We start from the raw sequence: 12,564 nt of genomic DNA on the forward strand, positions 1-12,564 counted from the left end.
CTGATATATACTGTTATACACTGTTTACGAAGAGGTGAATTGGTCATGAAATTAATTATTCAACACTCATCGATGACGCCCATCTACGAGCAGCTGGTAGAACAGATAAAAGGAGCGATTATTAAAGGTGAGCTGGAAGAAAATGATCCATTGCCTTCGGTTCGGTCTTTGGCAAAAGAGCTGAAAATCAGCGCGTTGACAGTTAAAAAAGCCTATGACGCGTTGGATCAAGAGGGGATGATCGCCACAGTCCACGGAAAAGGAAGCTTTGTTTGCGGAGTTAATCCATCATTGAAATGGGAGGAGCAGCTCAAAGCGATCCAAAACGAACTGGAAGAAATAGTCACGAAGGCACGGCTGGTAGGAATGAGCGATCAAGACTTGAAGGAACTGCTGGAACTAATACTGGAGGGATCATAATGCTTACACTAAAAAATGTAAAAAAAGACTATCAAGATTTTCAATTGGATTGTTCTTTGACTCTTTCTAAAGGACAAATCGTCGGATTAGTTGGACGAAACGGCGCGGGGAAAAGTACAGCGTTCAAAATCGCTCTGGGGTTGATTCCTCATGAAGGAGGAACTGTCGAGCTTTTCGGGAAGCCCATTGATAAAATTACGGATAAGGATCGGCAGCGCTTGGGAATTTCGCTAGCTGAATCAGGCTTTAATGAACTTTTTTCGATCAAAGAAATTACTTCCATGCTGCAAAATTTCTATCCTCAATTTGAAAAAGACTTTTTCTTAGCTAAATGTGAGGATTTTCAGCTTCCTTTAAACAAACCGGTAAAGGATTTTTCCACCGGAATGAAGGCTCGGCTAAATGTCTTGATCGCGATCAGTCACAAAGCAGAGCTGTTGATTTTGGATGAGCCGACTGCTGGCTTGGATGTTATCGCTCGCGGAGAAATATTGAGTCTTTTGCAAGAGTATCTTGAGCAAGATGATTCCCGCAGTATTTTGATCAGTTCACATATTTCAACAGATTTGGAGCAGCTTTGCGATTCTTTGTATTTTATTGATCAAGGAAAAATTATTTTGAATGAGGATACGGATGTATTATTAGACGAATATGGCATTCTGAAAGTGACTACCGATCAATATAGTGATCTGGATAAGGCCTATATCGAGAAGACTTTCCCCGCCAGCTTTGGGTATCAATGTTTGACGAAACAGCGCCAATTTTATCGTGAAAATTATCCGGAAGTTGTGGTTGAAAAAGCCAATATTGATGAAATTGTTTTAATGATGATGGGAGGAAATTAAAATGAAAGGGTTGTATGTGAAGGATCTCCAATTACTAGCAAAACAAAAATTATTTTTCTTAGCGATTATTTTTCTGACGGTAATGAATTCTTATAATCTTGAAAGTTTGGCGATCGTACCGGCTTTGATGCTCTTTTTCTTTGTTACCTTGATTTTTACCACGGTTACTTATGATGAGATGAATCACGGCTTAGCCTTTTTGTTTACTTTACCAATCTCGCGAAAAAAATATGCTTTACAAAAATATTCGTTAGCGCTTATTGGTTCAATCTTGGCTTTAGTGATTTCTGTGGTAATTGTTTTTAGCATGACGGGTATTCAAGGAAAAACAGTCAATCTAGAAGAATTTGGGCTTACTTTAGTTAGTCTTTTCATCGTCGGCTTATTTTACATTAGCTTGATGATGCCTGTTTACTTCAAATTCGGGGAACAGAAAAGTCGAATGATCATGATTCTTTTGATGGCAGTGATTTTCTTTTGTGCTTACTTAGGCAAATCAGTGATCGCAAAATTAGGGATCGATCTAAATGCGATTTTACAACGAATCTCTGATACACCGCTTTGGTTAATGTTGACAGGAGGAGTTGTTGCGGGAGGAGTAGTCGGTGTGCTCTCTTATCTACTATCGCTTAAAATTCTTGAGAAGAAAGAGTTATAGCCAGTTCAGTCATCTCGTAATATTTTAGTGAATTTCAAATAGGTCTATGTACATTAAGTACAGGGCCTTTTTTTTATTTTATTAATTTGAGGAGCATAGTCTACTCTTTAGTATAAAGAATAAATTTACTCAACACTCTTCCCAACAGTCTAAAAGTTCTTTCGAAGTGTTGAACTTTTTTTCTTTTTTGCATAGTGTCTAAAAGTGAAAATCACAGACACTGCTTGGCACGCTGATTGCTTACTGTATAGTAGAAAGCTTCGTTATAAATAACAGTGAAAAAGGCTTTTTTCGATTTTTTTAATTTTGAATTAAAAAAGATAAGATTGACTTTATTCTGGCTTTTTTTAATATAAAGGGAAGGGGGAAAGTCTATGAAAGAGGAACTATTGAATTATTTGAAGAATCAAACAGCTTTTCTCAATTTAGATGATTTGAGCGAATTGTTTACCGCTTCAAAATTGGCGGAAATTTTTAAAGTAAAACGAAATACCGTGAGCCAGTATCTGAATCAGCTGACTGAAAGTGGACAGTTGGTAAAAATAAATTCGCGGCCGGTTTATTATTTTCATAAAGGGGCTTTTGAAAAGCAGTTCTTTGCTTTGAACGAAAATTATTATGAAAGCGTTCAAGCTGTTTTGGCTGAGCAGCCGATGTTCGGGAAAGAACAGGATTTCTTTTCTCTCTTGATTGGTCATGATAAGAGCTTGAATCGCGTGATTGATCAAATCAAGGCAGCGCTAAATTATCCGGATGGTGGCTTGCCTGTGTTGATCAACGGAGAGAGTGGTACCGGGAAAAGCTATTTAGTAAAATTGATCCATCATTATTGCATTCAAAAGGAGCTTCTGCCGGAGGATGCGCCGTTTATCACGTTAAATTGCGCTCAGTATGCTAATAATCCGGAGCTATTGACTAGTAATCTGTTCGGCAGTGTCAAAGGTGCCTATACAGGCGCCGAGTCTGATCGTAAAGGGGCTTTTGAAGCGGCGGATGGCGGGATTTTGTTTTTAGATGAGGTTCACCGCTTGAATGCTGAAGGACAGGAAAAGCTTTTCACCTATTTAGACCAAGGTGAAATTTATCGCATGGGAGATACGAATCATCCGATTAAGGTTCGCACGCGATTGTTTTTTGCGACAACGGAAGATTTGACGAGTACGTTCTTAAATACATTTATTCGCCGGATTCCAATTCAAGTAACGATTCCAGCCTTGCAGCAAAGAGCGAGAAACGAGCGTTTGGAACTGATCTATTCCTTCTTGATCAGCGAGCAGGCGAAAATCAAGCGTGAGCTGATGATTACAGGGCAAACGCTGGAGCTGTTAGCCAGCGGAAATTTCAAAGGCAATATCGGTGAGCTGAAAAATATTATCAGGGTCATGGCAGCCAAGGCTCTGTCTGAAGCTAAGGATAGTCAGCAGATCAAACTAACGATTTATCATCTGCCTGAATCACTGCTTTCTATGAATACTCAAAACTTGCAGACATCACTGCCGGAGGAGATAGTGATCCATAGTGATTCAAGACTAGATAATTTGATGCTGAAAAATACGCAAAGTCAAAAACGAGTGGAAGATTCGTTTACTAAAATGATTCTGGAATATCAGAAATCTCATGGTGAGCTGAATGACTGTCATTTGAAGCTGAAGGAAATCGTGGATCAGTTGTTTGATTACCTGCTGTTTGAAACGGATCGCCAGCAGAAGCATGAGATGCTGCTTTATTTGACTCAATATGTTCGGGAAACCTTCCGTCAGATGGAAAGTGCCTATCAAATCAAGTTCAATGGGAACAGTGTGTATGCGGTGGGCTACTATTTATTTCAAAGAGGCGCCAATCGCTGGTTTCCGGAGGACAATCAAATCATGGAGCTGATTCGTCAGCTTGAATTACAGATTTCGGAGGCCTATCCTGCCAGCTATCATTACGTCCAGCGAATCCTCGAGCTATGCAGACCCAAGATCGATATCGAAATATCAGCGATGGATCGAATCGTTTTGACGTTGTACTTGAAAAAAGCTGATTGGACAAAGGAACAGGGGATGGCGAAGGCCGTGATTGTGGCTCATGGCTATGCGACAGCCAGCAGTATCGCCAATGTGGCGAATCGCTTTTTAGGCAAAGATATTTTTGAATCCTTTGATATGCCGCTGGATGTCACACCCCAGCAAATCGCAGAGGAAATATTGGATTATAGTGAAAACAACGATATTTCCAATGGCTTAGTGATCTTAGTCGATATGGGCAGCCTCAAGGAAATTTACCAATATTTTCCTAAACAGATCAATGTACCGATCGTTATCATGAATAATGTCACCACTCCGCTGGCAATTGCGATTGGAGAAAATATCAAGCATCAGCGAACATTAGCGGAACTGGCCAGTAAATCGGCGGCGGAAGCGACTTTTGACTGGGAAATCATTTATCCAGAGGAAAACCGGACCAAGGCGTTATTGACCACTTGCCAAACAGGCATCGGAACGGCGACTCAGATCTGTCATTTACTTGAGAAAAGTCTGCCTGGCACATGTGAGCTGAAGATACTGCCGTATGAATACCGTGTCTTGGAGGAAAAAAAGCTGGATGAGACAGTTTTTTCTATCTATGACGTTTTAGGAATCATTGGAACCGATGATCCGAAAATTCCAGAGATGCCGTATTTATCATTGGAGGAATTAATCTCAGGGGATGAACAAAAAGTATTAACCGAATGGCTGGCACCAGTGATGACAGCAGAGGAAAATCAGATTTTCAATACGAATGTGATTCGTAATTTCTCTCTGGAAAAAGTCATCGATTCAGTGACAATTCTGGATACGGACAAAGTCATGAGCGAAGTGGATCTCTTTATGCGCGATTTGGAATTAGCTGGGAGAATCCAGCTTTCGAACGCCAAAAAACTGGCGCTGTATGTTCATGTCAGCTGTTTGATCGAGCGCCTGATCCGAAATGTGCCGATCGAAACCTATGAAGGTTATTCCGATTTGTATCAGTGTCAAAAAGAACTGCTGGAAATCATCAAACAGGCCTTTAGTGTCATTGAGAAGGATTATAGTGTCACGATCCCTGATTCTGAGATCGCTTATATTTTTGATATTGTCTATAAAAATGCAGATACATCCATGACAGATGAAGAGTTTTAGTAAAAGCAGGCGGTGCGCCACTAAAGTTGGCACACCGCTTGCTTTTATTAAGGTGTAGAGGAGATTGAGAGGTGAATAGTATTGGAAAGAAAGCTAGTTCTAGCGTCACATGGGAAGTTAGCGTCGGGAATAAATTCTTCTTTGGAGCTGATTTGCGGAAACCAGCTTGCGATTGAAGCGCTGGATTGCTATTTGACGGAAAGCTTTGATTTAGAAAAAGAAGTAAAGGAACTAATGGAGCGTTATCGAGAGTATGAATTAGTGGTCGTAACGGATATATTCGGCGGCAGTGTCAATAATGAATTCTTAGCACATATCGATCGGTCAAATTTTTATTTGGTAGCTGGAATGAATTTACCATTTTTGGTGGAATTATCCATGCAGCTTCAGCAAGCGGAATCACTTCCGAAGCTGATTGAAGCGTCATTGGAAACGTCCAAGCAGTCGATTCAATTTTGCAATCCGCTGATCAGCGGCGAATTAGAAGAAGAGGAATTTTAATTAAAAACGGAGGGATAAAAATGATTTTATTAACAAGAGTGGATCATCGTTTGCTTCATGGGCAAGTTGCCTTTTCGTGGACACAGGGCTTAGGGGCTGATTGTATTTTGATCGCCAATGATGATGTTCCGGTAAATGAGCTGCGAAAAACGACCATCAAACTGGCTAAACCGCAGGGCGTAAAATTAGTCATTAAGAATATCGAGGATTCGATCGCAGCTTTACAAAGCGGCGTCACAGATAAATACAAATTATTTATCGTAGTGGAATCAATTGCCGACGCAAAAAAACTAGCCGACGCTTATCCGCAGATCCAAAAAATCAACTTAGGCGGAATCAAAGCCAAAGAGGGAACGCGAAGTATCGGAAAAGCAGTGAATGTTTTGCCTGAAGAGGAGACGTTACTGAAGGAAATGGTAGATAAAGGGATCGAAGTTGAAATTCGACAAGTCCCGACAGATAAAAAAGTGGCTGTTACTGAAGTTCTTTAAAAAGAAAGGTTGAAAAATATGCTCATTCAAGCAATTTTACTTGGAGTGGTCGCATTTATCGCTCAGTCTGAGTACGCGTTAGGTACCTCTTTGTTATCTCGTCCGATCGTTACGGGGTTATTTACCGGGATCGTATTAGGTGATATCAAGGCTGGCATTATTATGGGAGCGACATTGGAATTAGCATTTATTGGTTCATTCTCTGTAGGCGCAGCGATTCCGCCGGATGTTGTTACAGGCGGTGTTTTAGGAACGGCTTTTGCCATCACGGCTGGTGCCGGCACGGAGACTGCTTTGCTGTTGGGGTTGCCGATTGCGACACTGACATTGATTTTGAAAAATATTTATCTTGGGATCTTGATTCCGATCATGAACCAAAAAGCTGATAAGTATGCGGAAGATGGAGACTATAAAGGTGTTGAACGGATGCATTTGACGGCCGGTTTTGGACTTTCTTTGATGCTTGGTCTAGTCGTGATGATCTCATTTATGGTGGGTAGTAAAACGATCGGTAATTTATTGGATATGATTCCTGATTTTATTCAGCACGGATTATCCGTGGCGACTGGCTTGATCCCGGCACTAGGGTTTGCGATGCTTGCTCGCTTGCTGATCAACAAACAGGTTGCGCCATACTTCTTCTTAGGCTTTGCGCTGGCTGCTTATTTAGAAATTCCGGTGACGGGGATCGCTATTTTCGGTGCGATCGTGGCAGTCGTTGTCGTAAATATTATGAACGTGCGTGGTGCGCAGAATAATACTGCGCAAACTTCAACCGGGGAGGTAGTGGATGATGATGACTTCTAATGAGAATAATGAGTTGAAAATCACTAAGAAGGATTTGAGTAAAGTGTTTTGGCGTTCTTTCCAAATGGAGTTTTCTTGGAACTACGAACGTCAAATGAATCTGGCTTATTGCTACGCGATGATTCCTATTTTGAAGAAGTTATACAAGACCAAAGAAAGCATGTCTTCGGCATTGAAGCGCCACTTGGAATTCTTTAATACGACGCCGCATATCGTAACCTTGATCTTAGGGATCAATGCAGCGATGGAAGAGGAAAATGCGAATGATCCGAGTTTTGATGTTTCGACGATTGATAACATCAAAACATCTTTGATGGGACCATTAGCTGGGATCGGCGATTCGTTTTTCTGGGGAACCTTGCGTTTGATCGCTACCGGTGTTGGGACTTCATTAGCGATGCAGGGAAATATTTTAGGACCGATCTTGTTCGTGCTGATTTTTAATATTCCACATTTATTGTTCCGCTATTTTGGTACTGGGTGGGGATATAAGCTGGGTACCGGCTTCTTAAAGAAAATCCAAGAAAACGGCATGATGGGCAGCTTGACACTAGGTGCTTCAATCATTGGTTTGATGGTGGTCGGCGGTATGACAGCCTCCATGATCGATATCAATATTCCTTTGAAGATCGGTACAGGTGAAAATGCGGTGACAGTCCAAAGTATTTTTGACGACATCGTCCCAAGAATTCTATCGCTAGGTGCCTTTGGAGCAGTCTTCTATTTATTGAAAAAAGAAGTTAAAGCTCTGACGATTTTATTGGGCTTGGCTATTTTCGGAATCCTGGGCTCATGGATCGGCTTCTTTTAAAAATGGAGGGATAGTATGGCAACGATGACGATGCTTGATTACATCAATCAAGAGCAAGAAGCATTGACGAAGATTTTGAATGACTATGATTTTTCTAGTGATTTCAAGCTTGCGAAAATGCACACTGTAACAATTTTAGCGACCGGCTCTTCATATAATGCATGTCTATCCGTTAAGATCGCTTTTGAAAAAATCGCGGATGTCAGTATTACGATTGAGGAACCTTATAATTTCAATCATTATGGTCGATTAATAAAAAGCACCGACACGATTATCGGTGTCTCTCAAAGCGGCAAAAGTGCTTCTACTATCGATGCGATGAAGAAGCTGGCTAATAGCGAGATTCAGCGGATCGTTTTGACAAGTGATGGAGAGAGTCCGATTGCTGATGTCGCTGACCAAGTGATTGATCTTAATATGGGGATCGAAACGGTCGGCTTTGTCACGAAAGGTTTTTCGGCAACGGTCTTGCAGCTGATTTTGCTGGCGATCAAAGTCGGGGTGTCTAAAGCCCAGATCGATGAGGGACGTTTGAAGGAATTAAAGCAAGAGCTGCATGAAGTAATCAGCAATATTCAAAGTGTGATCGACCAATCTAATGACTTTTTTGAAAAACATGAACAGCTATTAAAACTTGGCGGACGTTTTGTCGCATTAGGTTATGGTCCGAATTGGGGAACAGCGAAGGAATTTGAAACGAAGTTCACCGAGACGGTTCGCCGGCCAAGTCAAGGCTTCGAGCTGGAGGCTTATATGCACGGTCCTTATTTAGAGGCCGATTGGGAACATACACTGTTCTTTATTGAAACGCCAAGCAGCAATCAAGCTCGGTCACAAGCATTGGCAGATTATATGAATGAATATGTCGGTATTGTTTTGAAGGTGACGACAGAAAAAAGCTCTGATCAGAATGTTTTGGGCTTAGATGTTAGTGTTTCGGAGATTTTTTCTCCATTATTATTAATCATTCCATTTCAACTGCTGGCTTATCGTACGGCAACGGCGAAGGGAATTGATTTGAGCAAACGGATTTTTGATGATTTTGATTCAGTATTAAAAAGTAAAATATAAATTTTGAGGAGATAAAGACATGTTGAAATTTAATGAGCAGCAGCAGATTGACGATATTCAAGGAGCCCTAGAATTACGTCCGCAGGTAGAAAAAATTATTGATGAGGTTTGGGAAAAAGGCTACGACAATATTTATTATCTAGGCATTGGCGGGACTTATGCCTCAGCTATGCAGGCGGTAACGTATATCAATGGACGCAGTGATCTGCCGGTCTACGTACAGCATGCAGCGGAATATTACACTACTGGCAACCGCAGACTGACTAAGGATTCGTTGGTGATTCTTTCTTCGGTGACTGGGACAACGGAAGAAGTCGTGAAGGCCGTCGCTGAAATCAAAGAAGTTGGAGCAACGCTGCTAGGCTTTGTTGATACAGCTGGAACAAGCCTTGCTGAAAGCTGCGATCATGTGATTACGTATCCAGCTCCGGGAACAGAACAGATCAAATTCTTTATGGCAGCTGATCGCCTGATGCACAATAATGGGGATTTCCCAGATTATGCCGAATATTATGCCGAATTAGAAAAATATTTACCAAAAGGACTAGTTGAGGCTGAAAAACAAGCCGAAGACTTTGGCCGAGAATTTGCTGAAAAACATCGCCATGATGACATGCATTATTTTGTTGGAGCCGGCAACCAGTGGGGCGCAGTTTATTCATACGCGATGTGCTATTGGGAAGAACAAAGCTGGCTGCGCTCAAAATCGATCCATGCTGCAGAATTCCTGCACGGCACCTTAGAAATTGTAGATGAAACGACGCCGGTAACCTTGTTCTTAGGTGAAGATGAGCAACGTCCATTAGCGGAACGGGTGAAAAATTTATTGCCGCGGATTTGTGGAAACTATACGTTTATCGATTCAAAAGATTATCCAATTGAAGGCATCAGCGAAAAAAATCGCGGTCGAGTGCTGCCGCATCTATTGATGCATTGTGTAACACAGCGTATCGACGCCCATGTTGAGAAATTGAATTGTCATCCATTAGATATTCGCCGTTACTATCGTCAATTTGATTATTAATCATTGAACCTCTTTGCCAAAGCAAAGGGGTTTTCTTTTGTGATTGGGCAAGAAAGCACCTTCATTATCTTGAAACTGAAAACACTATATATGGTATTGTTTTTCCGCATATCACTAAAAACACACAAAATCTAGTCTTTACTTCCCGGAGAATTAGGAGTACTATTATCAAGGTTTGAAAGAAAAATTTAGTTTACTATGAAGGGATGGATGAAACGATGCTACTTATAGCTGGCACGATCGGCGCGGGTAAAAGCAGCCTGACAGATATGTTATCGCAGGAGATGAACTCAAGGCCATTTTACGAAAATGTGGATGACAATGAGGTGCTGCCATTGTTTTACTCGAATCCAGAAAAATATACTTTTTTGCTGCAGATTTTTTTCTTAAATAAACGCTTCTTGGCAATGAAGGATGCGTTGCAGCAGGCCGATAATGTATTGGATCGTTCGATTTATGAAGATAGTCTGCTTTTTCATTTGAACGCTGACCTTGGCCGAGTGAACAAAGAAGAAGTTCTGCAATACGATAATTTGTTAGATACGATGTTAAAGGAATTGGAGCTTGCCGCACCGAAAAAAAGACCGGATTTATTGGTTCATATTAAGGTTTCTTTCGATGTGATGTTAGAACGGATCGAAAAACGCGGTCGGGACTATGAACAGATTGCTACGAATCCTGAGCTTTTCGATTATTATCGGATGGTGAATGATCGCTATGAAAAATGGTACGACAGCTTTACGATCTGTCCGAAAATTCAGATCGACGGCGACCGCTATGATTTTGTAGCTGATCCGCAGGCGGCTGAAACTGTTATCAAGCAGATCAAGGAGGAAACAAATAAATTAAATTTGTTGGAGTTTAAGAACTCTAATTATTATTCAAAGGGAAATATTGAAAAGGGGATTTTTTAGTAGTTCTATTTTTCTGAGCAAATAAAGAACGACCGTTTTTAGAAGGAGTCAATCATGTTTAATTATTTCAAGTTTTTACTTCACCAATTAAAAGGCTGGCCGCAGCAAAATTATTATTTATTTTTCTTTAGTCTGGGCTGTCAGGTGATGACCTTAGTCAATCGGCCGACCACACTGCTTACGGTGATCACATTTATCGGAACGACTTTAGGTGTATTATGTATTCTTTCTATTAATGCGGCGAAATCGGTCAATGGTATTTTAGGAATCATTTCTGCGATCTGCTTTATTTATGTAGGGTATTCGGCAAAAAATTATTTAAGCATCGGCGAACAGATCGCTTATATGATCACACTGGATATTCCTGTCTTGCTAAGTAAAGAGTGGAATCACAATATGGCGGCGAAGATCCGCAAGTTTACCGGAAAAACGTGGTTCACAGCAATTATCAGTACGATCGTGGTCTATTTTGTTTCGGGCTTTTTGATTCAGCGCTTTACGGATGATCCGCGGCCTTGGATCGATGCTATTGCTTTTTCAATTAGTTTGAGCGCGGGAATCATCAGCTTTCTGCGCTACAATAATCAATATTTCTGGTGGCTGGCTTCTGGGCTTGCGCAAATGGTTCTTTGGTATATGTCATTCAGACATGGCTCGGCAAGCTTGGCGATGTTCGTCAACAGCTCGGTTTATCTGATCAATGATGTGCTGGCCTTCACTGTTTCGCCTTGGTACAACAAGAAGGAACGGGAAAGAATGCAGCGGATGGAAGAAGAGTATTATCATTTGAGCCACTAATTTAAATAGAAGAGAGGACAATTACTGTTTTTTCACGTCATTGTCCTCTCTTTTTGTCATTCATCAGCTAACAGCCAGTCAATTTCGTCGGTGATCCAGACTCCGGGTTTCTTTAGTTGATCAAAGGGCACCCATGAGCTTTTCATAAAAATCTTTTCTGGCTGCCAATTACCATTATTCAGCTGCTTGGTTTTCAAAAAATCCTTAGCCGCCTGACATTCCGGCCGATCCAGCAGTTTTTCCTGCTTGATAACGCCTAAAACCTCGATGATATTTGTTCGATAGGGATAAGGGTAGAAAAGTGTGACTAAATCATTATATAAATAGTCCTCGCTGTTCTGGTGAAAAATCACACGATGGGCCAAAATATAATCCAGCCCCTGTTTCAATTTTGCTTGAAGACCTGGAAAGTCACCATATTTAGCAGCGTATTCTGAAAGGGCCTTGACTGATTTTACCAAGCCGTCATAGCAAGGAGAATTTCCGACACATCTGCCAAAGCGCTGAAAGAGGTCTTTGTCCTGCCAGCTTGACGGCTCAGTCTTAGCAAAAGGCAAGTAGGAAATGATCCACTGAATACCATTTTCTGCCCACTCTTTTTTTCCAGCACGAAGGAAGATCAGGGTACAAAGCGCATTATGGCAGGCTAAGACGCCTGCTTGCTTTCCAGTTAATGAGAAGCCTTCATCAAAATTGGTATGGGTATACAAGGTGTCCAGCATTGTCTGAACCTGATCCAAACGTTCAAAATAAGGAATCTCTGAAAGCTCGATCAATAAAAATTCCAATTTCCGCAGACCAGTGAAGGTATCCGTTCGGAAAGGCTCAGCTAAAATTTGTGCAATGACCTCTGAATTTTCTAGGTAGGACTGAATTTCTGCCGATTCAATCGAACGCTGATCTCTCACAGCTTTTTTTAATCGTAATGCCGTATCCAATGTTTGTTTTTCATTTATCACACCAACACCTCACATTTGTTTCAAATTACTTCAAGTGTAGCATGCAGGCGGAAGATAGAAAAGCTGGTTTGGTTTGTGATGCTAAAGTTAATAGTTTTTGGCAAGATAAACCTTTATTT

The 12,564-nt window shown here is 41.1% G+C and carries 13 protein-coding genes; 12 read left to right on the forward strand and 1 reads right to left on the reverse strand.

Annotated elements, in window-relative coordinates; translation table 11 throughout:
* Nucleotides 1–45: 45 nt before the first annotated feature.
* The 12 genes from A5875_RS18255 (at nt 46) to pnuC (ending at nt 11,486) form a co-directional block, all read left to right on the forward strand.
* Nucleotides 46–420, forward strand: coding sequence for a GntR family transcriptional regulator (locus tag A5875_RS18255; protein WP_088935011.1), 375 nt, complete (start codon nt 46–48; stop codon nt 418–420).
* Nucleotides 420–1,265 carry an ABC transporter ATP-binding protein gene (locus tag A5875_RS18260; protein WP_088935012.1) on the forward strand — a complete coding sequence of 282 codons (846 nt, stop codon included), beginning with the start codon at nt 420–422 and terminating at the stop codon, nt 1,263–1,265. Before A5875_RS18255 ends, A5875_RS18260 begins: the two co-directional genes overlap by 1 nt.
* 1 nt (nt 1,266) lies before the next feature.
* Nucleotides 1,267–1,923: an ABC-2 transporter permease gene (locus A5875_RS18265; protein ID WP_088935013.1), complete on the forward strand. Its 657-nt coding sequence runs from the start codon at nt 1,267–1,269 to the stop codon at nt 1,921–1,923.
* Between the two features lie 374 nt (nt 1,924–2,297).
* Nucleotides 2,298–5,069, forward strand: coding sequence for a sigma 54-interacting transcriptional regulator (locus A5875_RS18270; protein WP_088935014.1), 2,772 nt, complete (start codon nt 2,298–2,300; stop codon nt 5,067–5,069).
* An 81-nt stretch (nt 5,070–5,150) separates the two neighbouring features.
* Nucleotides 5,151–5,570, forward strand: a complete 420-nt coding sequence (locus tag A5875_RS18275; protein WP_088935015.1) for a PTS sugar transporter subunit IIA — start codon at nt 5,151–5,153, stop codon at nt 5,568–5,570.
* Between the two features lie 20 nt (nt 5,571–5,590).
* The gene (locus A5875_RS18280) at nt 5,591–6,061 is read left to right on the forward strand and encodes a PTS sugar transporter subunit IIB (RefSeq protein WP_088935016.1); all 471 of its coding nucleotides are present in this window, start codon (nt 5,591–5,593) and stop codon (nt 6,059–6,061) included.
* Nucleotides 6,062–6,079: 18 nt separating this feature from the next.
* A complete protein-coding gene (locus A5875_RS18285) occupies nt 6,080–6,868 on the forward strand; it encodes a PTS mannose/fructose/sorbose/N-acetylgalactosamine transporter subunit IIC (RefSeq protein ID WP_088935017.1) in 789 nt (262 codons plus the stop codon).
* Entirely contained in the window at nt 6,852–7,679 is an 828-nt protein-coding gene (locus A5875_RS18290; protein WP_422851533.1) for a PTS system mannose/fructose/sorbose family transporter subunit IID, read from the forward strand. Before A5875_RS18285 ends, A5875_RS18290 begins: the two co-directional genes overlap by 17 nt.
* 15 nt (nt 7,680–7,694) lie before the next feature.
* Nucleotides 7,695–8,750: an SIS domain-containing protein gene (locus A5875_RS18295; RefSeq protein WP_088935018.1), complete on the forward strand. Its 1,056-nt coding sequence runs from the start codon at nt 7,695–7,697 to the stop codon at nt 8,748–8,750.
* A 19-nt stretch (nt 8,751–8,769) separates the two neighbouring features.
* Nucleotides 8,770–9,774 (forward strand): SIS domain-containing protein, encoded by a 1,005-nt coding sequence (locus A5875_RS18300; protein ID WP_088935019.1) that lies wholly within the window; start codon nt 8,770–8,772, stop codon nt 9,772–9,774.
* Between the two features lie 206 nt (nt 9,775–9,980).
* Nucleotides 9,981–10,688 (forward strand): deoxynucleoside kinase, encoded by a 708-nt coding sequence (locus A5875_RS18305; RefSeq protein ID WP_088935020.1) that lies wholly within the window; start codon nt 9,981–9,983, stop codon nt 10,686–10,688.
* Nucleotides 10,689–10,742: 54 nt separating this feature from the next.
* Entirely contained in the window at nt 10,743–11,486 is a 744-nt protein-coding gene (pnuC, locus tag A5875_RS18310; RefSeq protein ID WP_088935021.1) for a nicotinamide riboside transporter PnuC, read from the forward strand.
* Nucleotides 11,487–11,542: 56 nt separating this feature from the next.
* Here the strand turns inward: pnuC and A5875_RS18315 are convergent, their stop codons facing one another.
* A complete protein-coding gene (locus tag A5875_RS18315) occupies nt 11,543–12,445 on the reverse strand; it encodes a hypothetical protein (RefSeq protein WP_088935022.1) in 903 nt (300 codons plus the stop codon).
* Nucleotides 12,446–12,564 lie beyond the last annotated feature (119 nt).

Origin of the sequence: Enterococcus sp. 3H8_DIV0648 (assembly GCF_002140655.1) — a bacterium.
Taxonomy (GTDB): Bacteria; Bacillota; Bacilli; order Lactobacillales; family Enterococcaceae; genus Enterococcus_A; species Enterococcus_A hulanensis.